Here is a 22,922-nt window from a genome sequence, read left to right as displayed (position 1 = left end):
TAAAGTTGAAACATCATATGTTTTTTATCTCTTATAAAAAATATAATCTGTCAACAATGGATCAATACCATTTTGTTTCAGAAGAGAATTGATCTGACCTCTATGATAGGTGGAATGGTTGATGGCATGGAACAGCATTTCAAAAATACTGTTTTCAAACTTTGTTCCTTTTGAATTTTGATATTCTATCCTTTTATCTAGATCAGATTTTTGAATGATATCAATGCTTTTCCCGAAATTCTGATGATTGATTTCCTCAAGAGATTCAAAGGGATTGATCTGCCAGACTTCAAATGATGTTTCACCCAATATCCGTGAGTTCCAGATTTGTTGGGCATTAATGGTGTGGTTGATCAGACTGATTGTTTTTTCATCCACTTTTGTGATGTTTTCATAAATAATTTTAATCATTTCTTTGTTGAAATGATAGGTATATTCAAAAAGGTCAATCAGCTTTTCTTTCATTACTTATGTTTTATTTTTAACCACAGATTAGACAGATTTGCAAAGAAGTTTACATTTAATCATCAATGCCAATCTGTAGCATTAATAAATTCAGGAAACAAAAATAAAATTATTCAAACATTTCAGCCCAACGTACAGCCTTTATTTCTTTTTCGCTGTATAGATCTTCAATTGATCTTTTAACGTCTAATTTGGGGTATAAATTGACTCCAATCAGTTTTATTTTTCCTTCTTCCACCCATTTCTGTTCTTCAACAGCATGATCATGAATTTTTTTCTGAATAATACCCTGATTTAAAAGGGCCAGATAGCCACCTGCCTCTTCCATTTCAATGAAGAGTTCCCATGATTTTTCTGCAATCTGACGCGTAATATCTTCTACATAATAACTCCCATTCGATGCATCTTCAAATACATTGATAATGCTCTCGTAAGCCAAAACAATCTGCTGTTTGAAAGAGATCTCTTCTGAAATGTCCGTAGTTCTGTTCACAAGATAATTACTACTGAAAACAGCGTCTGCTCCTCCAATCATGGCAGCAGCAAGCTCCAGTGTTGAACGGATCAGATTGTTTTCATTGTCTGCCACAGCTTTATTTCTCAAAGAAGTTTCAGCAAAAATATAAGGAGTCTCATTTAAGCCATACTCTTTGGAAAGCTGGTTAAAGACTATTTTAAATGCTCTCAGTTTAGCCGTTTCAAAGAAATAGTTTCCTCCCACAGCAATTCTGAAGATCAGTTTATTTAAAACCTCAGGGCCATAAACTTCCACAAGCTCTTTTGTTTTTGACAAAGCAATTCCCAATTGCTGGTAAATCGCTGCCCCTGCGTTTTGGTGAAGTGAAATATCCACGCAGATATTTCTTTTGAAATCTTTGGACAAAAGTTCTTTAGCCAATTGATCATCAATACTCCCTTCGTTTTCGTTAAAAACATCAATTAAAGAAAAATACTGATCCTCTTCCTGCGGGCTGATATGACCGGCAAGGTCTTTATTGTTGACAAAAAGCGTTTTCTGTTCAAGTGTTTCTACATTATGGTCTAAAATAAATGCAAATACATCTTCCTCCAGACTTTCATGATATCTGGCTACCAAATGAGTGTTTTCTTCCACTTTTGGCAGATTGGCCAATGGTTTCTGAACTTCACTGTAAAAAGGTTTTACTTCTATTCCTTCCAGATTTTCTTTTTTCAGGATAGAGTAAATATCTTCTGTTTTAAGCTGTTTTTTAACTAAGGCTTCCCAGTTTGGAAGGATATCTGTATTGGACATTGGCTATTGGTTACTATGTGAATGGTGAATTTTGCTCCACAAGTCAATTGTAAATCTATAAAATTGACAACTGGCAATTCACGATTGACATTATTATTACTTTATCTTGTGAATGGTGAATTTTTGCTCCGCAAGTCAATGGTGAATCTATAAAAAATTGACGATTGACAATTCACTATTCACATTTCAAATTATTTTTTTGCCTCATTGGCACTATCTACCACCAGGATAAAGATTTCTTCATCCGGTTTTTTCATAAAATAGTTTTCTCTGGCGTATTTTTCTTTTTCCGATTTATTGTTCATCAGCTTCTTATAAAAGGTATCATTTTTTTCATATTCCTTTTTATAATATTCGAGCTGGTCTTCATATCGGCTGATTTCGCCGTTCAGTTCATGAATAACAAGGAAAGATGTTTTATCAAAGAATATCATCCAGACCAGAAACATACAGATGGTAATGGTGTATTTATTCAGGACATATTTCTGAATCACTTTCAATGTTTCAGACTTCGGCTGGATGTCTTTAATAAGCTTATTTTCTTCCATTTTAATGTTTTCTCAACGAATTTTTAATAACAGTAGTTAAAAAATCAATCGCTACGGAATTCTGTCTCATGTTCGGAATGATCAGATCTGCGTCATTCTTGGATGGCTCAATGAATTCCTGATGCATTGGCTTCAATGTGGTCTGATAACGGTGAAGGACTTCACTCAGGTCTCTTCCCCTTTCCTGGGTATCCCGCCTGATTCTCCTGATCAGTCTTTCGTCTGAATCTGCATGAACGAATACTTTTAAATCGAATTCCTTCAGCAGTTCTTTGTTCGTAAGTACCAGAATACCTTCTACTACCAATACATTTTTAGGTTCTACAGTGACGTGGTCGCCCGTTCTGGAATGTGTTACAAAGCTGTAAATGGGCTGTTCTATAGGCTCATTGTTTTTTAAAGCTTTCACATGTTTTATCATTAAATCGAAATCTATAGACTTTGGGTGGTCGTAGTTGAGTGCCTCTCTCTCGGTCAGTGTCAGATTCGGGTTGTCGTGATAATAATTATCCTGAGAAAGGATATTCATTCCTTCAATATCAAGCTGTTGCAGTATCTTGTCAACAACTGTAGTTTTGCCGGATCCTGTACCTCCAGCAATTCCTATTACAAGCATTCTTTTTTTGTTTCTTTATAGTTGGTACAAATATACTATTTTAGATGAATGCAAGTAAAACAATCCCTGCACAAATTGGTTTAAAACAAAAAAATCCGATGTCTGTACACCGGATTTTAATGATTTTATCTAAGATTTTTATTTTTTGATGAATTTTGCAGATAGCTCAATTCCTTTTATAGTCAGGATATAGTTTCCGGACGGAAGGTTTGAAACATTAATTTTATTTCTTTCGCTGCCTATTGTGGTCTCCATTACTTTTCTGCCTTCCATATTGAAGATTTCTGCTTTTTCTTCTTTATTTCCTTTCCACGAAACGATCAACAGATCAGAAACAGGGTTTGGATATACTGAAATCAGGTTTTCTTTCGCAGTTTCTTTGGTACTCAGTACACAGCTGTATTCAGGAAGTACGTATCCGGCTGCAGTGAATTCCTCTGTCATAGCAGTGATATCATTACAATTGAATCCGAACTGCCCCAACATATCAATTCCTGCCTGTCTTAAGGCAATAGCGGCATTCTGCTGGTTGGTAGTTGAAGTCGTTAAGTCCAGTCCTTCTAAAAAGGCTCTGTCTGTTTTCTCTTTTCCTATTCTATTCCAGATTCTCATCAATGCAGCAGACCAGATCTGTGCTTTATCATAGTAAGATCCTGATCCCGGATAAGTCATGGTTGTATTCGTTATTCTTCCTGCCCAGAAAGGATTATGCCCGTCCCAGTTAAACATCCACTGATACTCTGGAGCTGTTGAAGGCCATTGATTTAAGCTTCTGCTGTAGGAATGTGCCCAGTAGTCTCCGCATCCTTCACTCAGACCATCTGCATTGGAAATGCCTCCTGCCAGCCAGTGGTGAATTCCGTGCCCTAATTCATGCAGGATAACATCGGCATCTTCAGCATCATCTACACCGCCCTCTCCGAATCCAAGTGACTCGCTTCCTGTCAGATAATGAGAATTATCAGAACCGTTAAAGCCATGCGGATCGAATCTTAGTACTCCGTTGTTTTGTGCAGGTTTGCAAACAATTCCTAACGTTACGTTAATGTATCTAAGGCTGTTATCAAGGTGCCAGTAAGCATTAGCCGCTTCAAACCCATCATCACTTCTGTTAAACAAGAACTGGTTGGTAGACTGCGTAAAAATTCCTTTTGCAGGGGCTTCTATTTCTTTAATCTCTGCATATGTTCCTTTTAGGGTATAAACTCCTGCCGTAAGATCAATTTCAGGAATGGTCACTAAAGTTCTTGCCGCATCAAGACTGGCATTGGTAGCATCATTGTTATCTACAAAGTTGCCTGCATAAGCCGATCCTGTTTTAGACAAAGGATCCGGTTCGAAAATATAGGCGCTACCGGTTACCGGAGCTTTCTTTGGTGTTACTTTTTTATTTTTCTTTGGAGTGGGATCATTTTTATCGTGATGCTTTACAGAAATGTCCTTCATGCTTATTACACTCCCTGTTTTTGCGTCTACAATGGTTTCCCAGCTACCTGGGTTGTCGAAAGAACTCGTTACTACTCTGTAAACCAGTTTTGTTTCTCCGGCATCTGTAAGATAAACGACCAGTTTATTTTCTTCAAAAGTTACCGCACCACTTGTTTTAGAAGCTATATGAGCTTTTTGAAGTGCTTCTGATGCAGGAAAAGAAGGAGCTGTATCCACTTCCTTCAGGTTTTTTTTCAAACTTTCTGTACCGGTATAGCTTATTCTGCCCTCTTTGTTGAAATGAACAACAATGACAGACTCAAAAACCGGCACGTTTTTGATCATCTGCTGAAAACGCAGGGTCTCACCTGTATTTCCTTTACGTACCGAAGCGAGTGTAAGTTCACTGAACCCTGGAATGCCTAAATTTCTTGTGTTTTCTTTGATCCAGCTTTTAGCCGGTGTTTCAAAAGATGATTCCTGAGCGTTTAATGCAGAACAGCATAGTATACCGCAAAGGATAAGCGAAGTAATTTTTTGTTTCATTATTATATCTTTTTTAAAGGTGTCTTAATTGCGAATATAAATAAATTTAATCTTATTCTTCACTAATAAGTGTATAAATATCGGAGAAAAATACATTTTAAATAAAAAACTCTGCCATTGGCAGAGTTTTGTTTATACTATTTCGCTTGTCAATTCTCTTGAAAGCAGTTTTTCATGCATGGGTTTCAGAAGGTCCAGTGAACCTGTTTTGACGGTGCATTTGCCTTTATAATGCACCAGCATGGTGCATTGTTCTGCCTGCTCCAGGGTATGTTTGCAGATCTCAACGAGACAGTCGATTACATAATCAAATGTGTGAATCTCATCATTGTGAAGAACCAATTTATACCCTTCATCTGTGTCATCCAGGACCAGTACTTCTTCTTCATACTGACGCTTTGGATCTTCGTAATCTTTTATGCTGTTATAAAAAATCATTTTTCTTTCTCTCTTTAAACTTCTCCTAATTTATCGGCCAGGTCACTGAGTACATTCGGGCCTTCATACACTAATTCTACGAGTTCTACACTCTTATTATTCATTTTCAGAATCTTGAAATGATAGTTTTCCAGATCAAATTCATCATTCTCTTCAGGAATATCTTCCAGCTCATGCAGAATAAATCCTGCCAGGGAATTGTATTCACTTTCCTCAGAGAGCGGCAGTTTTTTAGGAAGATGTTCATTAATTTCATCCAATGGCTGTGTAGCCTGAACCCAATAAATATTATCTCCGATTTTGTCTACCAGTTTATCTTCATCATCTTCTTCATCCTGAATCTCTCCTACCAGCTCTTCCAGAATGTCTTCCAGGGTAATAATACCTTCAGTTCCTCCAAATTCATCAATAACGATGGCAAGGTGCTGTTTTTTCTGCTGGAATATTTTCAGAAGGTCTGAGATTTTTTTACTTCCCACGACAAAGAACGCGTCACGCATCAGGTCTTTAAGATCCTCATGGTTCAGGTCCCCTTTTCTTTTAACATATTCTCTGATAATTTCTTTGGTATAGAAAATACCGATCACATTGTCTATGGAATCAAGATACACTGGGATACGCGAATAACCGCTGTCCATGATCATATTGATGATTTCGTTGATATCTTCTTCAAAGTCAATTGACGTGATATTCTGTCTTGGAACCATGATCTGTTTTGCGGAATGATCTGTGAAATCAAAAGCATTTTTAATGATCTCATAGTTCTCCTCTTCAATCTCTCCGCTGTCTGCACTTTGTTTTACCAAAAGCTGAAGCTCTTCGGTAGAGTGAATTTCCTGTTCGGAAGCCGGATGTATTTTTACCAGTCTTAAGAAGGTATTAGACATCAGGTTCATCAACCAGATAAACGGTTTGAAGATCGTATAAAAAACTCTCAACGGTACTGCTGTAGCCATTGTAGTCGCTTCAGATTTTCTGATGGCAATTGATTTTGGAATAAGTTCCCCGAATACAATATGCATCACTGTGATTAAAACAAAACTGGTTACCACTGAAATCGTGGTAATGGTAGATTGAGTAAGTTCTACGCTCAAAGAGTGGAAGATACTTTCAACCACGTGATGTAAAGCGCTTTCACCTACCCAACCCAAAGCAAGAGATGCTAAGGTAATACCAAGCTGTGTAGCGGACAGGTACTCATCAAGATGCTTGATAATATGTTCTGCCTGCTTTGCCATAGAGTTACCTTCGGCGGCTTTTAACTGGATTTGTGAATAACGAACTTTAACAATTGAAAATTCTGCGGCTACGAAAAAGCCATTGAGTAAAACAAGAAATAAGGCTAGCAAAAGCCTGACTATGTCCGAGTCCATTTAGAAGTTGTATATTTTTAGGATACAAAGATAGATAAAATAAAAATAACCTGCATTGGGGTTAAGATATTTTGGGAATCTAATTTTCTAAGATAGAGGAAAGAAGCGAAAAAACGGACGCCTCCAGGCTGTTAAAAAACCAATTAAAATCTTTTTTGAACAAGGAATATATATTTGGAAATATCTTAGGTTTTAGAGGCTAAAGAACAATAAAAGGCTTATTCATTCTTCAAAAAAAACATTTAAACCCATAAAAATAAAGTCAGACTTCCATCCCGTGAATTTTAATCACAAAAAAGCACCGACTGTGTCGATGCTTAGTATGATATAGAAATAAATTCTTTATGAATTTTTTAAAGCTTCTGCTCCGGAAACGATCTCTAAGATCTCGTTGGTAATAGCAGCCTGTCTTGCTTTGTTGTAGAAAATAACTAGGTCATTCTTAAGCTCCTGCGCGTTGTCAGTTGCTTTATGCATTGCTGTCATTCTCGCCCCGTGCTCTGACGCTACGGAATCTAAAACAGCTTTGAAAACCTGAGTTTTAATAGACTTTGGAATTAAATTATCTAAAATCTCAGCTCTATTCGGCTCAAAAATATAATCTGTTTCTACCTGAGGCTCTGCAGGATTAGCTTCTGCCATAGAAATAGGCAAAACTTTTTCTGTAGTTACTTCCTGAGTAGCAGCATTAATAAATTTATTGTAGATAACATAAACTTCGTCAAATTTACCTTCTTTGAAACTGCTCATTGCTGCTTCAGTAAGGTTGGAAACTGCCTCAAAGTTCAGATTATCAAAAACGGCGCTTTCATTTGAGTACACTGCACGAGTCTTTCTTACAGCATCGTAAGCTTTTTTACCAATTGTAAGAACTTCAACCTCATACTGAGCTTTATTCTGAAACTGAATGTTTAGTTCCTTTACAACATTAGAGTTGAAAGCACCCGCCAAACCTCTGTTGGAAGTTACAGCAATGAAAAGTACTCTTTTAACCTCTCTTTTTTGAGCATAAATAGAAACCTGATCAGGATCTGAACTAGAATTTACATTCTGGATGATCTCCTGTAGCTTTTCAGAATAAGGTCTTAACATTACGATTGCATCCTGTGCTTTTTTAAGTTTCGCAGCGGAAACCATCTTCATAGCACGCGTGATTTGCATCGTAGATGAAATTGAACTGATTCTTCCTCGTATTTCTTTTAAGTTTGCCATTTTATGTTTTCAATGTATAAAGTTTAAGGTTCAAAGGCCAGCTTCAAACCTTAAACATTGAATTTTTTAGTTATATTTAGATGCCAAGTCGTTAGCCGCCTGCTTAAGAACGTTTGTAATATCGTTGTCGATTTTACCCGCTTTAATAGCTGCCATTGTATCAGGATGCTTAGATCTTAAGAATTCAATATATTCTAATTGGAATTCTTTTACTTTTTTAATAGGAACGTTTCTCATTAAGTTCTCAGTACCTGCATAAATCATAGCCACCTGACTGTCTACAGGAAGCGGAGAATTTACCGGCTGCTTAAGAAGCTCTACGTTTCTTTCTCCTTTAGAAATTACTGCTAAAGTAGAAGCATCAAGATCAGAACCGAACTTAGCGAACGCTTCCAATTCTTTATATTGAGCCTGGTCTAATTTAAGAGTACCAGACACTTTTTTCATTGATTTGATCTGAGCGTTACCTCCTACTCTCGATACAGAGATACCAACGTTGATTGCTGGACGAACCCCTGAGTTGAACAAGTCAGACTCTAGGAAGATCTGTCCGTCTGTAATAGAGATTACGTTCGTTGGAATATATGCAGAAACGTCACCAGCCTGAGTTTCAATAATTGGAAGTGCCGTTAGTGAACCTCCTCCTTTTACGATTGGTCTTAAAGACTCAGGCAGGTCATTCATCTGGCTCGCAATTTTATCATCAGCGATTACTTTTGCAGCTCTTTCCAATAATCTTGAGTGAAGATAGAAAACGTCTCCAGGATAAGCTTCACGTCCCGGTGGTCTTCTCAATAGTAGAGAAAGCTCACGGTATGCTACCGCTTGTTTGGATAAATCATCATAAACGATCAATGCAGGTCTACCAGAGTCTCTGAAGAACTCACCGATAGATGCTCCAGCCATTGCAGAATATACCTGCATCGGAACCGGATCTGATGCGTTAGCCGCAACGATTACCGTATATGCTAAAGCTCCTTTATCAGAAAGGGTTTTAACGATTTGTGCTACGGTAGAAGCTTTCTGACCGATCGCAACATATATACAATATACAGGCTGTCCTGCATCAAAGAATTCTTTTTGGTTGATGATCGTATCAATCGCAACAGTAGTTTTACCTGTCTGTCTGTCACCAATGATAAGCTCTCTCTGACCTCTTCCTACAGGGATCATAGAGTCGATCGCAACGATACCTGTCTGTAAAGGCTCAGTTACCGGCTGTCTGAAGATAACTCCAGGAGCTTTTCTTTCCAATGGCATTTCGTAAAGTTCTCCTTCAATAGGTCCTTTACCATCGATAGGATTACCAAGAGTATCTACTACTCTACCTAACATACCTTCTCCTACTTTGATAGAAGAGATTCTGTTTGTTCTTCTTACTGTATCTCCTTCTTTCACTAATTTACTTTCACCAAGTAAAGCAACACCTACGTTGTCTTCTTCAAGGTTAAGTACAATACCTTCTACATCACTAGCAAATTTAACCAACTCACCGTACTGTACATTTTCTAACCCGTATACACGAGCAATACCATCACCGATGGTTAAAACTGTACCTACTTCCTCAACGTTAGATTGAGTGTCGAAGTTGGCCAACTGTTGTTTTAAGATCGCAGATACTTCTGCCGGATTTATTTCTGCCATTATATGGTTGTTTTTTTCTTAATTTAAATGAAAATCTTTTTTAATCTGACTCAATTTGGTTTTCACAGATGCATCGATCTGCTGATCACCTACTCTTAAAATGTAACCACCCAAAATATCAGGCTTCACGTTTACATTAAGATCAAAGTTTGAATCTGCTTTTACCAGATTGGTAGATCTTAAAATCTGATCAATGTTCTCTTTAGAAAGCTGAGTCGCTGTAGTAAGAGTAATTCTCTGTACTCCGTTGATATCTTCTACCTTATTGATGAACTCCTGAGCAATATTTTTCAACTGGTTCTCACGTCCGTGCTTGATCACTAATCTGATCAGGTTCTGCGAAGAAACTGAAAAATCCTTAAAGATCTGGTCTGCTACCTCTATTTTCTTTTTTGCATCAATGTAAGGCGTAAGGAAGAACTTGTTCAAATCTACAGATTGAGACATGATCTTCACTACATCTTTCATTTCAGAAAATACAGCAGCTGTCTGACCTGATTCATTGGTGAAATCAATCAGTCCCTGTGCGTATCTTTTAGCTACTTTAGATGTAAGCATTCTTAGTTAAGGTTAGATTTGTTTAAATAATTTTGAACTAATTCGTTTTGAGCTTCGTTGTTATCCAACTTCTGCTTAAGGATAGATTCAGCGATGTTTACAGATAAAACACCGATTTGAGTTTTGATGTCTGCCATAGCAGCATTTTTCTCAGTCTGGATCGTCTGCTTAGCTGCTTCAATCATTTTGTCGCCTTCATTTTTAGCCGCATCTTTAGCCTCACCTACGATTCTATCTTTAATTTCTCTCGCTTCTTTAAGGATAGCATCTCTTTCGATTTTAGCTTCACGAATAATTCTTTCGTTATCCTCTTTTAAAGTCTCCATTTCTTTTCTTGCCAATTTAGCCTGATTAAGAGCATCAACAATAGAAGTTTCTCTGTCATTGATCGATTTTAAAATAGGTTTCCAGGCAAATTTGCCTAACAAAAATAATAATGCTAGAAAAATAACAGACTGGATAATAAATAATCCTGATGAAAACTGGTGAATTAATTCCATTATATAAATGTATAAATAATTATTACTTTTTTTCTTAAATAACCATTACCTGTAACCAACCGTTACGGGTAATGGTTTGATTTTAATTAGTTTACTGCGAATAGAGCAGCAAACGCAACACCTTCAACAAGTGCAGCAGCGATAAGCATAGCTGTTTGGATTTTTCCAGATTGCTCAGGTTGTCTAGCGATAGCTTCAAGAGCAGCAGCTCCGATTTTACCAAGACCGATACCTACACCTAGTACTACGATACCAGCACCTACAATTTTAGGGATTTCCATAATATATAATTTTAAAAAATTTGTTTTACTTTAATTTACAATTTCAATTAGTGAGCAGCATGATGTTCGTGCTCGTGCTCCTGTACTGCCATTCCGATGAACAAAGCTGATAACATGGTAAAGATATAAGCCTGTAGGAACGCAACCAATACTTCCAATAAATAGATTACTAACGTTAAGAACGGGAATGCAACACCAGCTGCGAAGTTCTTAAATACATAGATCAATCCGATCAAACTCATTACTACGATGTGTCCTGCCGTCATGTTGGCAAAAAGACGGATCATCAATGCGAAAGGCTTAGTGATTGTTCCTAACAATTCGATTGGTAACATGATCAGCTTCATCGGCACAGGTACTCCCGGCATCCAGAAGATGTGCTTCCAGTAATCTTTGTTAGCAGAGAATGTCGTGATTAAATACGTAAGGATCGCAAGGAAGAATGTCATGGTAATATTACCTGTTACATTGATTCCGAAAGGCATCAATCCTAATACGTTAAGGAATAAGATAAAGAAGAATACCGTTAACAGGTAACCCATAAATCTTTTGTATTTATGTCCGATGTTAGGGATCGCTACTTCGTCTCTTACAAAAATGATTAACGGCTCTAAGAATCTTGCAGCTCCTGTAGGAACTACTGATTTCTTATAAGACTTAGCCATTCCTGCAAATAATACCAGCATGAAAACAGATACTAATAAAAGAATAAGTACACTCTTCGTAATAGAAAGATCTAAAGGCTTTTCGTTGGTAGGATGACCATCCTCTCCAAGCGTTAAAGTTCCTGCTGCATCTGTCTTATAAATTTTCTCGTGGTGTAATGTATAGAAAGAACCGTCCACTTCAGTTGGCTCACCGTGCATGAAACCTTCTTTGTTACTCATGAAAGAGTGAATACCGTTGTCATAAAAAATAACAGGAAGAGGGAATCCGATGTGGTGACCATCTTTATCCACCATCAATGTAAAGTCGTGAGCATCCAACAAGTGATGATCGATGAACTCTTTGTTTTCTTTACTTGTTTTGTCTTTTTCTGAAAGCTCTTGTGCTGGAGCTGTTCCGGCAGCAGCCTCACCGTGCTGTGCAGACACTAAGTTTAATACAAAAATACTGTAGAATAAAACTGCGAATTTCTTAAACATTGATAGGTTTTTTTCGTTGTGCAAAAATATAATATTTTTTCTATTTTCAATAAATAATTTTACTGTTTTTTGTCATGATTAATCAGCTTAATCGCATAGTAGGTAAGCAGCGTGGTCAGGACGAAATAAGGGATAATAAAATGAAATTTATAGCCTGGAATCACTTCAAAGTTCAATTTCTTCCTGATTAAGTACATTAAACCGAATTTTAAAAGGATCAGACCAATCACAGACAGCCCTAAAAATTCCGGCACTACTCTATTGATTAAAACAATCATTGTAATCATCAGCATGAACATCACACTTAAAAAAAGATAAAATTTAACAATAATAATCTCATCTAAGTGAAAAACAAATTTCCAAAGGGAAAAGTGGATCAGAAATGTTAAAAAGAATAATACCGTAACTAAGATATTAGGATTTAATTTCATTATAAACTTATTTTCAACCTCTGTTCCTCCGAGGTTTATTTTAACTGATCGCAAAAATAGACTTTTTCTATCGTATTTTCATACGATTTGATTTTTATCATTTTTTCCATATATATAATATTACGTGTCCGAACACTTTGCATATGCTAAAAATTCCTTATTTTTGCAAACCTATAATTTACAATAAATATGTTTAATAGTTTACAGGATAAATTAGACAAGGCTCTACATAATATTTCCGGACGCGGAAAAATCACAGAGATCAACGTGGCGGAAACCGTAAAGGAAATCCGTAGAGCGCTGGTAGACGCCGACGTTAACTATAAAGTCGCAAAAGATCTTACCAAAAGAGTTCAGGATAAAGCTTTAGGGCAAAACGTTCTTACTTCCCTTACACCGGGACAGCTGATGACGAAAATCGTTCATGACGAATTAGTGGATCTGATGGGAGGTTCTCAGGAGGGAATCAATCTTTCAGGAAAACCATCCGTAATTCTTATTGCCGGTCTTCAGGGTTCTGGTAAGACGACTTTCTCCGGGAAACTGGCTCATTATTTAAAAACAAAAAGAACCAAGAAGCCTTTGTTGGTTGCCTGTGACGTTTACCGTCCTGCTGCGATTGATCAGCTTAAAGTATTGGGCGGCCAGATCGGAGTTCCGGTATTTACAGAGGAAGGTTCTACCAATCCTTCTACCATTGCTGAAAACGCGATTGCTTTCGCAAAGGCAAACGGTCATGATGTAGTGATCGTGGATACTGCAGGACGTCTTGCGATTGACGAGCAGATGATGAACGAGATCAAATCTGTCCATTATTTCATCAAACCTCAGGAAACCCTTTTCGTAGTAGACTCCATGACAGGTCAGGATGCTGTAAATACGGCGAAAGCATTCAACGATGCGCTGAACTTTGATGGTGTTGTTCTAACGAAATTAGATGGTGATACAAGAGGGGGTGCTGCTTTGACGATCCGTTCTGTAGTGGAAAAACCGATCAAATTTATCTCTACCGGTGAGAAAATGGAAGCTTTAGATCTTTTCTACCCGGAAAGAATGGCAGACAGAATCTTAGGAATGGGAGACGTAGTTTCCTTGGTAGAAAGAGCTCAGGAGCAGTTTGACGAAGAAGAAGCTAAGAAACTACACAAGAAAATCGCTAAAAACGAATTTGGTTTTGATGACTTCCTTAAGCAGATCAACCAGATCAAGAAGATGGGTAATATGAAAGACCTTATGGGAATGATTCCAGGGGTTGGAAAGGCGATCAAGGATGTTGAGATCAGTGATGATGCATTCAAGCACATTGAAGCCATTATTTACTCTATGACTCCTGACGAGAGAAGAACACCTTCTATTATCAATACTCAGAGAAAACAGAGAATTGCAAAAGGAGCCGGAAGAAAAATCGAAGATGTGAATCAACTGATGAAGCAGTTTGAGCAAATGGGGAAAATGATGAAGATGATGCAGGGGCCTCAGGGAAAACAGATGATGCAGATGATGAGCAAGATGCCAAATATGCCTGGAATGGGCGGAATGATGGGCAAATAACAAAATTTACAGTCACAACATGACATAAAAAAACTCTCAGAATTTCTGAGAGTTTTTTGTTTTATTTTATTTGAATTTGTATCCCAATCCGATCTGGAAGAAATTCATTTTCAATTTTTCATCATTTACAGGATCTTTGATCATGTTCGTCAGTCCGAAACTATAACGTGCATCTACGAAAAGACCTTTGTATACATTATAATCAGCTCCAAAAAGCAAACCGAATTCTGTTGACTTCAGATTATCATCAAAACTTTTCTCCAAAGCTCTTTCACCAGCGTTTAACACCTCCTGATTGGCAATTCCTCCGGATACATCTATATTGACTTTAGTACTTGTTCTAAAGCTTACAAAAGGTCCTGCATACAATCCTAACTCAGGAGTGGCATAATATCTGGCCGTTACAGGAACTACGATTCTATTGAAATTGAATTTTTCTGTAACCGTGATTCCCAATGTTGAAACGTCAACTTTACCCCCTAAATTGGCGTATTGAACCTCCCCTTGTAAAGCAAACTTATTATTGAACTTATGCTCAACCAAAGCCCCGACATAAAATCCTGATTTAGATTTCAAATCTCCGTTTACTCCATCCAGAACATCAATATCTTCGTTAGAATTTAACTTTGATAATGCATAACCTGCTTTTACTCCAAATGTAGTCTGTGCATTCATGCCTGCAAAAAAAGCAAGCGCTGATGCCAATAAGATTTTTTTCATGATTATTATGGTATAAAATTTTATTCTTAGTGATAAAAAAAGCCCTAAAATAAATCTTAGGGCTTTCTATTTTTACAAATGCTTTGTTAATTACTTAGCAAATACATATTTAACTCCGAAAGTTACAGCTGATAAATTCAATCCGAACTTGTAGTTGTTTACGCTTTTAGCACCATCAACATCAAATTTAGAAGTGTTGTATCCAAATTCACCGAAAGTAGCTTCAATGCTCCAGTTTTTGTTCAAGAAATAATCTAAACCTGGCTTAATGTTAACTCCGATTGAAGTGTAGTTAGATTTAGTAGAAGTAGATGCAGTAGTAGTAGCACCACCAACAGTTGTAGTTGCAGTACCTTCTTCTTTAACCTGACCAAATTCCATTGGAACTTCTAATTGACCGAAGATATATAGTTTGTCAGCAATAGTCCAGTATTTTCTTACGAAAGGAGCTACAACAAATGCAGATTCTGTATCTGTATCTTCAGAAACAATAACAGCGTTTTTTGTAGTTTCAGTATTTTTGTCATTTTTATAACCAACACCTAAACCTACTGCTAAATTAGTTCCTACGAAGTATCCTACAGTTGGAAGAACTTTGAAGCTTTCAACTTTAGAATCGTCATTATTGTTTTCTTTTTGAGAATAACCAATCTGTCCTGAAACATAAGTTGTTCCTTTTGCAATCTGTGCATTAGATAAACCGAAAAGTGCAATTGCACCAGCTAATACTAATTTTTTCATTTTATAATAATTTTAATACTTTCTGATGGCAAATTTACAGTGGGTTCGGCTAATATTAAAATTTGTTAACGTGATTAATATCATTGATGAACATTGGTGTTTTCCGAAAATAAAACGTACTAATTATAGGACGTTGTTTTTTTCACAATATTTAGAATAAAAAATCTACAATTTATCACCAGAAGCGAAATATACTTAATTTTTTAAATTTTCCATTTTCTTTCAAATCGTCAATTATTTCCAGTTATCATCAGTAAAAACAGTCTAAAACGTTAATATTTAAGAGATTAGTCTTAAAATTAAACAAATATTTATCAAATGAGATAGATTCGCTATTCTTAGCGGTCATACGAATGAATTGATCTGAAATACCTAATCATAGCAGATATTCATTCATATTCAAATAAAAAAACTCCAGCCAAAAAGCCGGAGTTTGATGTATTATTCTTAATATTCTTTATTTAAGGAAGAAGTTGTACCCGATATTAATGGCACCTACGTTCCAGCTTGAGGTGTACCAACCATAGTCACGTCTGTTGCTGATTGTCTGGTATCCTAAGTAAAGCTCACCTTTCTTCATCTGGTAGCCAAATTTAGGCTGCGCATAGAAACCACCGTCTACTCCATCTTTTACAGAAATTCCGTATCCAAGATCTAAACCTACAAAGATAGGAGCTCCTGAGAATTTGTATTTTCCGGAAACTGCTACAGGAATAAATCCGAAATCATCAAAATTATCTTTTCCGAAGAAATGAGAATATCCTGTGGTAACTCCAAGGTCAAGACCTTTTGTGATGTTCCACATATAAGCCGCATCCACTCCTAATGTAAATGATGACACATCACCCGCATCTCCTACCGGAATACCGATGTGACCTCCTAGCTTAAACCCTTCCTGCGCGTGTGCAGCACCACCTAATAGCGCAAAAGCACCTAGTAAAAATAGTTTTTTCATTTTTTAAATAGTTTGATTGATACCACAAAATTAGTAATTATTTTCTTTATTAACATAAAATTAACAAAACTCATTCGTCGCAATAATAAAAAAGCGGGACAATATTTTGTCCCGCTCTATATCTTTATAATATTCTGTAGAATTAGTTTCCTCCGAATTTGAAACCTACTCCAACCTGTAAAAAACTGTTCGTAAGTTTTCCATCTCCTGAGTCTTTAGCTAAATTAGAAACTCCCATATTGTATCTCGCGTCGAAGAACAATCCATTTTCCAATGCATATTCAGCACCTAGGAAAGGAGCAATATTTAAAGTATTGGTTTGGTCTTTAATGTCTCTTTCATCATCTGCAGAGATTTCAAATCCAGGAATCATTCCTAATCCAAGATCTGCTACCGTTTTTGTTTTTGCAGAAATAATTAGTCCGAAGCTTGCCCCAGCAGAAACTGATAAACCTTCCGTAATGAAATATTTAGCAGAAACCGGAATCAATATCGTTCCAAAAGTTGTTTTATTCTTCACATTAAAGAATGTACCTGCATCATCTTCATCCTCTACTCTTTCACTGATCTTACCTCCCAATTGAGAGTATAAAACTTCACCCTGAAGAGCAAACTTATCACTTAGTTTATGCTCTACCAAAGCACCTGCATAGAAAGTATGTGAAGGATCTGTACTTTCAGACTCGCCTCCGTCTTTAAATTTCAAAGTAGAAAGTGAATAACCAGCCTTAGCCCCAAATCTGGTTTCCTGAGCACTTAGATTAGCGCTAACTACAGCCGCTGCTGCAATAAGTAAAATTTTTTTCATGAGTTATTTTTAGTATTCGGCTGTAAAACTAAGTCTTTTTTTCAAAACACCAAATAGTGGCTAAAAATATTCTTATAAACAAATAATACCAGGTATAAAATTCAACAAAATCTTATCTCAAAAAGCAGAGTTGAAACCGTTCCAAGCTTAATCCTTAAGTCTTTTATCTTCCTCGTTGTACGCTAAAATGATCTTTTTTACTACCGGATGCCTTACAACATCCTCTTCCGTAAGGTGTACAAAACCGATTTCTTTAACGTCTTTCAGAATTCTCATGGCTTCCTTCAGCCCCGATTGTTGTTTCGGCGGTAAGTCGATCTGGGTAGGATCTCCCGTGATAATGAACTTGGCATTCATCCCCATCCTGGTCAGGAACATTTTCATCTGAGCATGCGTTGTATTCTGCGCTTCATCAAGAATCACAAACGCATCATCAAGTGTACGTCCCCTCATAAAAGCCAGCGGAGCCACTTCAATCACTTTTTTCTCCATAAAACCTTCCAGCTTTTCGTGAGGAATCATATCTCTCAGCGCGTCATATAAAGGCTGTAAATACGGATCCAGTTTCTCTTTAAGGTCTCCCGGAAGGAACCCAAGGCTCTCCCCTGCTTCCACGGCAGGTCTTGTCAGCACAATTCTTTTCACTTCCTTATCTCTCAAAGCTCTCGCCGCCAATGCCACACTGGTATACGTTTTTCCCGTTCCTGCAGGACCAATGGCAAAAACCATATCCTTTTTCTCGGTCTCTTTTACCAACCTTTTAAGGTTTGTGGTTTTAGCTTTAATGATCTTACCGTTGACTCCCTTCACAATGATATCCTGATCGAAAACCAAATGTTTTTCATTTTCATCTTTGATATTCAGGACATTTTCAACGTCTTTCAGAGCAATAGAATTGTTTTTGGAAATAAATTTTATGAGATCATCCAGTTTTAGTTTAAGTATGTCTAAAGCCTCCTGATTCCCCATCGCGAAGATGAAATGATCTCTTCCAGTGATCTTAAGCGTCGGAAAGCTTGATTTTAACAAATTGAAATATTGATTATTAACGCCATAGAAGGTCTTTACATCGACATCTTCCAAATCATATGTTAATTCAAACATGCAGTATTTTATTTTTATTAGATTTTAAAATTAAAGCTTTTTTTCAAATTTCTGTCAATTCTTTTCTACAATCTTTCGGGCTTTCTTTTTATTTTAAATAACTTTGCAGGAAACACTATTTATTCTACTACCAATTCATGTCAATTATTACCCTTACTTCGGATTTCGGAAATTTAGATTACAGAGTCGCCGCTGTGAAAGGCAAGGTTCTGTCTCTAAACCCTAAGGTGAATATTATTGATATATCTCACGATATCCAGGCATTCAACCTTATACAGACCTCGTATATCGTACGGAATGCATATAAATATTTTCCTAAAGGCACCATTCATATCCTGTCTGTAGACAGTTTTTATCATAAATCAAGAAAAAATATACTCTATAAAGCAGATGGCTCGTATTTTCTGGCGGCAGATAACGGACTTTTAGGTCTGATATTTTTCGACATTAAACCGGAAGCGATCTATGAAATCACTTTGAATACCCGATTTGACGACATCGTGAATTTCACTTCAACAGACGTTTTTGTCCCTGTGGCAGTACATCTGGCGAATGGCGGACTTCCTGAAGTCATCGGACGGAAAATAGATTCTGCCAAAGAACTTCTTTTCCCGAAACCGGTTTTCAATGAATCTGAAAAGATGATCATTGGAGAAGTTACCTATATTGATAATTTCGGAAATATAATCTCAAATATCAGTAAAGACTTTTTTGAAAGCACCGGAAAAGGCAACGAAGGTTTTACTATAAAATTCAGGAATTTAACACTTTCAAGAGTGTTTTCAAGCCATACGGAAGTCGTTTCGGACTGGGAAAGGGAAACAGAATTCCATGGACAGTCAGCAGCGATCTTCAATGACAGTCAGCTATTGGAGCTTACGATCTATAAAGGAAGCAAGAAAAACGGCGCTAAAAGCCTGTTTGGACTCAATGTAGGCGAGAATATTTATGTTGAATTTGTCTAAGATTATATATTTCATAAAAAAACCGATTTTTTTTATATATTTGTCAAAATCTAAAAATTAAAAATGGCAGAATACAAATTATTGCTTCCTTCCATGGGAGAAGGTGTTATGGAAGCGACGATTATCACTTGGTTATTTAATGAAGGTGATAATGTAAAAGAGGATGATTCCGTAGTTGAAATTGCAACAGATAAGGTAGATTCAGACGTTCCGACACCAGTTTCGGGGAAAATTGTAAAAATCCTGAAACAGAAGGACGAGGTTGCTAAAGTTGGTGAGGCCATTGCCATTTTAGAAATTGAAGGAGAAGGAGGAAATACAGTATCAGAAGAAGTGAAAACAGAAGCTACTGCAGTTGCTCCGGATACTGAAACGTTAAAAACCATTGAAGAGCCGTTACAGGCTACAGCCAATGTAGAATTCTCGGGAGACCTTTACCTGTCGCCGCTGGTAAAATCTATCGCACAACAGGAAAACATCTCTGAAACTGAACTGAAGTCCATCAAAGGAAGTGGTTTAGAAGGAAGAATTACAAAAGAAGACATATTAGCATACGTTTCCAGCAGAGGAAACCAACCGGTTCAGCAGACAGCTTCAGTAGAACAGGCAGCAGCTCCGGCAGTAAAAGCTCCGGTTTCAACACCTGTCTCTACAGTTTCTACAGCAGCAGGCGATGAGATCATTCCTATGGACAGAATGAGAAAGATCATTGCTGAGAACATGGTAAAAGCAAAACACATTGCTCCACACGTGACTTCTTTCATTGAAACAGACGTTACCAACGTTGTAAAATGGAGAAACAAGCATAAAGATATTTTCGAAAAACGTGAAGGTGAAAAACTGACGTTCATGCCGATTTTCGTGAAAGCTATCGTGAAAGCTATTCAGGATTTCCCGATGATCAACGTTTCTATCAGTGGTGAAAACATCATTAAGAAGAAAAATATCAACATCGGTATGGCAACTGCTTTACCAGACGGAAACCTTATCGTTCCTGTTATTAAAAATGCCGACCAGCTATCCCTTTCAGGTTTGGCTAAAGCGATCAATGACTTAGCGTACAGAGCAAGAAACAAGAAATTAAGACCGGAAGATACACAGGGTGCCACTTACACAATTTCTAATGTAGGAAGTTTTGGAAACCTGATGGGTACACCTATCATTCCTCAGCCTCAGGTAGCTATTTTAGCGATCGGTGCTATCGTGAAGAAGCCTGCAGTTCTTGAAACGAAAGATGGTGACGTGATTGCGATCCGTCAGTTGATGTTCATGTCGCACTCTTATGACCACAGAGTAGTAGACGGATCTTTAGGTGGAATGATGCTTAAGCATGTTCATGACTATCTTCAGAACTGGGATCTGAACACAGAAATATAAAACAAAATAATCCATAATCTAAATAAGAGCATGAAAAACGCAACATTAATTGCCATGATTTCAGTAGGAGTCATTATCCTTATTGATCTTGTTCAAATTATATCCAGTTTTTTTGAGTTCTACTCCATGGGCTTATTTAGATTATTCGGAATCTTAAACCTGATTGCTTTTGTCGGGGTATTGCAATTCTTTGTGAAACTTTACAATAAGCAAAAGGAATGAATCAGGAACTGAAAGAGCTGTTTGAAATCAAGCAGGAAGACAAAGAGAAAAAGGTCAGTCAACCCACTGATCAAAATGTTACAAATCACATTTTAATTCGTCTTGCTGTGATGATCATCGGAACACTTGGTTTTGGTATTGCAGTGAATGAATCACAAGGCTGGGAAGGATTGGCATTGCTTATATTTATGGCGATCTTTCACGGAGTTTGGCTTCTTTATATCATTATTGAAGCAGTGATTCTGCAGAATAAAAAGAAGTTTATTCTCAGGAATATTAATCTTATTTTTATTCTTATTCTATTATTAATTTATGGCATCGGGGGTATTTTCCTTTTCGGATTCGCCTGATACTCACACATACAAAGTAAAAGCTTCCTCCGGGAAGCTTTTTTTGTTTTAATTATTAGGCTTGTGACCTTTCGATGTTCAGTATAAAGACTTGGGGATTTTTCCAGAATATTTTGTTTTACGCAAAGTAAAGATGGTCATATGGCAGTTGATTAAGCGTATGGATAAAATGTATGCTTAACTATCATGGAGTATATCCCTCTTTTCATTCTCTTTTTCAATCAACCATCATTAAGCAGCTTATTTTTTACAGCAGATATTTTCAAATACCATCTAATTTTCCTATTTTTCAGTTCAATAAAATGTTCAAGTCCACAAATGCTGAAAATTTTCTCCCTCTTACGAAAAGGCCTTAAAAAGTCTTTCGATAACATAAGAAACGAACAACTGAAGAATAATCTGCTTCAGGCCATTCCTTTCTGGATTGGTTCTGTGATCACAGGCTTTTTTGCGGTGATGTACGCTAAGATATTCGCATGGGGAGAACATCTGTTGAATTTCATTATGAACTGGCATGCGTGGATGATCTTCATTATTGCCCCTATCGGCTTTGTGCTTTCCTGGTGGCTGGTCAAAGAATTTGCCCCGAATGCCAAAGGAAGTGGTATTCCACAGGTTATGGCTGCGGTAGAGCTTGCCAATCCTAAGGAGCATACCAAGATCAGGAGTCTTTTAAGTCTTAAAATCATTGTTTTTAAAATCATTTCATCTGTTGTTCTTGTTATTGGAGGCGGCGCTGTAGGACGTGAAGGACCCACAATCCAAATTGCAGGTTCCGTATTCAGAAAGGTCAATGAATATCTTCCGCACTGGTGGCCAAAAATTTCTAAGAAAAACATGATTATGACTGGTGCAGCGGCAGGACTTGCTGCAGCATTCAATACACCTTTGGGAGGAATTGTATTTGCCGTAGAAGAACTTTCAAAAACGCATATCAACTATTTCAAGACGGCATTATTTACGGCCGTAATCATTGCAGGTCTAACAGCTCAGACATTAGCAGGTTCTTATTTATATTTAGGATATCCAAAAACCAATGATGTTTCTTTAATGGTGATGTTTCCTATTATTCTTGTAGCCGGAACTGCAGGAATTCTGGCCAGTCAGCTTTCTGTAATGATGCTCAAAATGAGTGACTGGAAGAAAAGAAAACTTAAAACCGATCAGGCTAATGTCATTTTTCTTGTGATCTGCGCATTGTTTATCGCTTCTATAGCCTATTTCATCAACAGAGAGATTCTGGGCTCCGGAAAGGAGATTATGGAGCGTGTTCTTTTCACAAAGGATAAACATGAAGAATGGTATGTCCCGATCTTAAGAATGCTGGGTCCTGCCCTTTCTTTTACATCAGGTGGTGCAGGGGGAATTTTCGCTCCTGCCCTTACGGCCGGTGCCAGTATAGGTTCCGTGATTTCAGGAGCTATTCATTTAACTCCCAACGAAACCAATGTAGTCATCCTCGCTGGAATGGTCGCATTTCTTACCGGAATCACAAGAGCTCCGTTTACATCCGCCATCATTGTCCTGGAAATGACGGACAGACATTCTCTTATTTTCCATCTGATGCTGGCGGGAATGGTTTCATCTATAGCATCTATTCTCGTGAGCAAAAATTCTTTATATGATGTATTGAAAATTAACTTTTTAACAGAAATAAGAAAAAACTAAAAA

25 protein-coding genes are annotated in these 22,922 nt (G+C 37.2%); 6 read left to right on the top strand and 19 right to left on the bottom strand.

The window, feature by feature from the left end:
* Positions 1 to 24 precede the first annotated feature (24 nt).
* From LC419_RS12700 to LC419_RS12635, 14 genes are all read right to left on the bottom strand, one after another.
* Positions 25 to 465, bottom strand: a complete 441-nt coding sequence (locus LC419_RS12700) for a DinB family protein (RefSeq protein ID WP_223607707.1) — start codon at positions 463 to 465, stop codon at positions 25 to 27.
* A gap of 109 nt (positions 466 to 574) precedes the next feature.
* The gene (locus tag LC419_RS12695; RefSeq protein ID WP_223607706.1) at positions 575 to 1,738 is read right to left on the bottom strand and encodes a methylmalonyl-CoA mutase family protein; all 1,164 of its coding nucleotides are present in this window, start codon (positions 1,736 to 1,738) and stop codon (positions 575 to 577) included.
* A 191-nt stretch (positions 1,739 to 1,929) separates the two neighbouring features.
* A complete protein-coding gene (locus LC419_RS12690) occupies positions 1,930 to 2,286 on the bottom strand; it encodes a septum formation initiator family protein (protein WP_223607705.1) in 357 nt (118 codons plus the stop codon).
* 1 nt (position 2,287) lies between these two features.
* Positions 2,288 to 2,902, bottom strand: a complete 615-nt coding sequence (gene udk, locus LC419_RS12685; protein WP_034725384.1) for a uridine kinase — start codon at positions 2,900 to 2,902, stop codon at positions 2,288 to 2,290.
* Positions 2,903 to 3,040: 138 nt separating this feature from the next.
* Complete coding sequence (locus tag LC419_RS12680) at positions 3,041 to 4,876, bottom strand: T9SS type A sorting domain-containing protein (RefSeq protein ID WP_223607704.1); 1,836 nt, start codon at positions 4,874 to 4,876, stop codon at positions 3,041 to 3,043.
* Positions 4,877 to 5,008: 132 nt separating this feature from the next.
* Entirely contained in the window at positions 5,009 to 5,314 is a 306-nt protein-coding gene (locus LC419_RS12675) for an ATP-dependent Clp protease adaptor ClpS (protein WP_223607703.1), read from the bottom strand.
* 14 nt (positions 5,315 to 5,328) lie between these two features.
* Positions 5,329 to 6,687, bottom strand: a complete 1,359-nt coding sequence (locus LC419_RS12670; protein WP_223607702.1) for a hemolysin family protein — start codon at positions 6,685 to 6,687, stop codon at positions 5,329 to 5,331.
* Positions 6,688 to 7,029: 342 nt separating this feature from the next.
* On the bottom strand, positions 7,030 to 7,899 hold the full coding sequence (gene atpG, locus LC419_RS12665) for an ATP synthase F1 subunit gamma (RefSeq protein WP_223607701.1): 870 nt from the start codon (positions 7,897 to 7,899) through the stop codon (positions 7,030 to 7,032).
* Between the two features lie 66 nt (positions 7,900 to 7,965).
* Positions 7,966 to 9,543: a F0F1 ATP synthase subunit alpha gene (gene atpA, locus LC419_RS12660; RefSeq protein WP_223607700.1), complete on the bottom strand. Its 1,578-nt coding sequence runs from the start codon at positions 9,541 to 9,543 to the stop codon at positions 7,966 to 7,968.
* A gap of 18 nt (positions 9,544 to 9,561) precedes the next feature.
* Positions 9,562 to 10,101, bottom strand: a complete 540-nt coding sequence (atpH, locus tag LC419_RS12655; RefSeq protein WP_223607699.1) for an ATP synthase F1 subunit delta — start codon at positions 10,099 to 10,101, stop codon at positions 9,562 to 9,564.
* A 2-nt stretch (positions 10,102 to 10,103) separates the two neighbouring features.
* Complete coding sequence (locus LC419_RS12650; protein WP_223607698.1) at positions 10,104 to 10,601, bottom strand: F0F1 ATP synthase subunit B; 498 nt, start codon at positions 10,599 to 10,601, stop codon at positions 10,104 to 10,106.
* Positions 10,602 to 10,687: 86 nt separating this feature from the next.
* A complete protein-coding gene (atpE, locus tag LC419_RS12645; RefSeq protein ID WP_002979108.1) occupies positions 10,688 to 10,882 on the bottom strand; it encodes an ATP synthase F0 subunit C in 195 nt (64 codons plus the stop codon).
* Positions 10,883 to 10,929: 47 nt separating this feature from the next.
* Entirely contained in the window at positions 10,930 to 12,027 is a 1,098-nt protein-coding gene (gene atpB / locus LC419_RS12640) for a F0F1 ATP synthase subunit A (RefSeq protein WP_090021786.1), read from the bottom strand.
* A gap of 59 nt (positions 12,028 to 12,086) precedes the next feature.
* The gene (locus LC419_RS12635; protein ID WP_034725372.1) at positions 12,087 to 12,458 is read right to left on the bottom strand and encodes a hypothetical protein; all 372 of its coding nucleotides are present in this window, start codon (positions 12,456 to 12,458) and stop codon (positions 12,087 to 12,089) included.
* A gap of 189 nt (positions 12,459 to 12,647) precedes the next feature.
* Between LC419_RS12635 and ffh the strand changes: the two genes are divergently transcribed.
* Positions 12,648 to 14,009, top strand: a complete 1,362-nt coding sequence (gene ffh / locus LC419_RS12630; protein WP_223607697.1) for a signal recognition particle protein — start codon at positions 12,648 to 12,650, stop codon at positions 14,007 to 14,009.
* 66 nt (positions 14,010 to 14,075) lie between these two features.
* On the opposite strand, the gene LC419_RS12625 is transcribed toward ffh, so the two are convergent.
* From LC419_RS12625 to LC419_RS12605, 5 genes are all read right to left on the bottom strand, one after another.
* On the bottom strand, positions 14,076 to 14,729 hold the full coding sequence (locus LC419_RS12625) for a porin family protein (RefSeq protein WP_223607696.1): 654 nt from the start codon (positions 14,727 to 14,729) through the stop codon (positions 14,076 to 14,078).
* Between the two features lie 90 nt (positions 14,730 to 14,819).
* Complete coding sequence (locus tag LC419_RS12620) at positions 14,820 to 15,470, bottom strand: outer membrane beta-barrel protein (protein ID WP_223607695.1); 651 nt, start codon at positions 15,468 to 15,470, stop codon at positions 14,820 to 14,822.
* A gap of 457 nt (positions 15,471 to 15,927) precedes the next feature.
* Positions 15,928 to 16,425: a hypothetical protein gene (locus tag LC419_RS12615; RefSeq protein WP_223607694.1), complete on the bottom strand. Its 498-nt coding sequence runs from the start codon at positions 16,423 to 16,425 to the stop codon at positions 15,928 to 15,930.
* Positions 16,426 to 16,567: 142 nt separating this feature from the next.
* Positions 16,568 to 17,233 (bottom strand): porin family protein, encoded by a 666-nt coding sequence (locus LC419_RS12610; protein WP_223607693.1) that lies wholly within the window; start codon positions 17,231 to 17,233, stop codon positions 16,568 to 16,570.
* Between the two features lie 147 nt (positions 17,234 to 17,380).
* Positions 17,381 to 18,337 (bottom strand): PhoH family protein, encoded by a 957-nt coding sequence (locus LC419_RS12605; protein WP_090021803.1) that lies wholly within the window; start codon positions 18,335 to 18,337, stop codon positions 17,381 to 17,383.
* A gap of 137 nt (positions 18,338 to 18,474) precedes the next feature.
* On the opposite strand from LC419_RS12605, the gene LC419_RS12600 reads away from it, so the two are divergent.
* The 5 genes from LC419_RS12600 (at position 18,475) to LC419_RS12580 (ending at position 22,919) form a co-directional block, all read left to right on the top strand.
* Entirely contained in the window at positions 18,475 to 19,302 is an 828-nt protein-coding gene (locus LC419_RS12600; RefSeq protein ID WP_223607692.1) for an S-adenosyl-l-methionine hydroxide adenosyltransferase family protein, read from the top strand.
* 63 nt (positions 19,303 to 19,365) lie between these two features.
* Entirely contained in the window at positions 19,366 to 20,679 is a 1,314-nt protein-coding gene (locus tag LC419_RS12595; RefSeq protein ID WP_223607691.1) for a dihydrolipoamide acetyltransferase family protein, read from the top strand.
* A 30-nt stretch (positions 20,680 to 20,709) separates the two neighbouring features.
* Complete coding sequence (locus LC419_RS12590; RefSeq protein WP_072923960.1) at positions 20,710 to 20,901, top strand: hypothetical protein; 192 nt, start codon at positions 20,710 to 20,712, stop codon at positions 20,899 to 20,901.
* Positions 20,898 to 21,251 (top strand): hypothetical protein, encoded by a 354-nt coding sequence (locus LC419_RS12585; protein WP_223607690.1) that lies wholly within the window; start codon positions 20,898 to 20,900, stop codon positions 21,249 to 21,251. The genes LC419_RS12590 and LC419_RS12585 overlap by 4 nt, the downstream gene beginning before the upstream one ends.
* 318 nt (positions 21,252 to 21,569) lie before the next feature.
* Positions 21,570 to 22,919, top strand: a complete 1,350-nt coding sequence (locus LC419_RS12580) for a chloride channel protein (RefSeq protein ID WP_223607689.1) — start codon at positions 21,570 to 21,572, stop codon at positions 22,917 to 22,919.
* Positions 22,920 to 22,922: the final 3 nt, after the last annotated feature.

The sequence above is a fragment of the Chryseobacterium sp. OSA05B genome, from assembly GCF_019970065.1.
Lineage (GTDB): Bacteria > Bacteroidota > Bacteroidia > Flavobacteriales > Weeksellaceae > Chryseobacterium.
Note: the sequence above shows the minus strand (reverse complement) of the source record. Positions and strands in the feature narration are given on the sequence as shown.

Coding starts and splice junctions, on each gene's coding strand:
- LC419_RS12700 (WP_223607707.1), bottom strand. CDS start 465: ATGAAAGAAAAGCTGATTGACCTTTTTGAATATACCTATCATTTCAAC.
- LC419_RS12695 (WP_223607706.1), bottom strand. CDS start 1,738: ATGTCCAATACAGATATCCTTCCAAACTGGGAAGCCTTAGTTAAAAAA.
- LC419_RS12690 (WP_223607705.1), bottom strand. CDS start 2,286: ATGGAAGAAAATAAGCTTATTAAAGACATCCAGCCGAAGTCTGAAACA.
- udk (WP_034725384.1), bottom strand. CDS start 2,902: ATGCTTGTAATAGGAATTGCTGGAGGTACAGGATCCGGCAAAACTACA.
- LC419_RS12680 (WP_223607704.1), bottom strand. CDS start 4,876: ATGAAACAAAAAATTACTTCGCTTATCCTTTGCGGTATACTATGCTGT.
- LC419_RS12675 (WP_223607703.1), bottom strand. CDS start 5,314: ATGATTTTTTATAACAGCATAAAAGATTACGAAGATCCAAAGCGTCAG.
- LC419_RS12670 (WP_223607702.1), bottom strand. CDS start 6,687: ATGGACTCGGACATAGTCAGGCTTTTGCTAGCCTTATTTCTTGTTTTA.
- atpG (WP_223607701.1), bottom strand. CDS start 7,899: ATGGCAAACTTAAAAGAAATACGAGGAAGAATCAGTTCAATTTCATCT.
- atpA (WP_223607700.1), bottom strand. CDS start 9,543: ATGGCAGAAATAAATCCGGCAGAAGTATCTGCGATCTTAAAACAACAG.
- atpH (WP_223607699.1), bottom strand. CDS start 10,101: ATGCTTACATCTAAAGTAGCTAAAAGATACGCACAGGGACTGATTGAT.
- LC419_RS12650 (WP_223607698.1), bottom strand. CDS start 10,601: ATGGAATTAATTCACCAGTTTTCATCAGGATTATTTATTATCCAGTCT.
- atpE (WP_002979108.1), bottom strand. CDS start 10,882: ATGGAAATCCCTAAAATTGTAGGTGCTGGTATCGTAGTACTAGGTGTA.
- atpB (WP_090021786.1), bottom strand. CDS start 12,027: ATGTTTAAGAAATTCGCAGTTTTATTCTACAGTATTTTTGTATTAAAC.
- LC419_RS12635 (WP_034725372.1), bottom strand. CDS start 12,458: ATGAAATTAAATCCTAATATCTTAGTTACGGTATTATTCTTTTTAACA.
- ffh (WP_223607697.1), top strand. CDS start 12,648: ATGTTTAATAGTTTACAGGATAAATTAGACAAGGCTCTACATAATATT.
- LC419_RS12625 (WP_223607696.1), bottom strand. CDS start 14,729: ATGAAAAAAATCTTATTGGCATCAGCGCTTGCTTTTTTTGCAGGCATG.
- LC419_RS12620 (WP_223607695.1), bottom strand. CDS start 15,470: ATGAAAAAATTAGTATTAGCTGGTGCAATTGCACTTTTCGGTTTATCT.
- LC419_RS12615 (WP_223607694.1), bottom strand. CDS start 16,425: ATGAAAAAACTATTTTTACTAGGTGCTTTTGCGCTATTAGGTGGTGCT.
- LC419_RS12610 (WP_223607693.1), bottom strand. CDS start 17,233: ATGAAAAAAATTTTACTTATTGCAGCAGCGGCTGTAGTTAGCGCTAAT.
- LC419_RS12605 (WP_090021803.1), bottom strand. CDS start 18,337: ATGTTTGAATTAACATATGATTTGGAAGATGTCGATGTAAAGACCTTC.
- LC419_RS12600 (WP_223607692.1), top strand. CDS start 18,475: ATGTCAATTATTACCCTTACTTCGGATTTCGGAAATTTAGATTACAGA.
- LC419_RS12595 (WP_223607691.1), top strand. CDS start 19,366: ATGGCAGAATACAAATTATTGCTTCCTTCCATGGGAGAAGGTGTTATG.
- LC419_RS12590 (WP_072923960.1), top strand. CDS start 20,710: ATGAAAAACGCAACATTAATTGCCATGATTTCAGTAGGAGTCATTATC.
- LC419_RS12585 (WP_223607690.1), top strand. CDS start 20,898: ATGAATCAGGAACTGAAAGAGCTGTTTGAAATCAAGCAGGAAGACAAA.
- LC419_RS12580 (WP_223607689.1), top strand. CDS start 21,570: ATGCTGAAAATTTTCTCCCTCTTACGAAAAGGCCTTAAAAAGTCTTTC.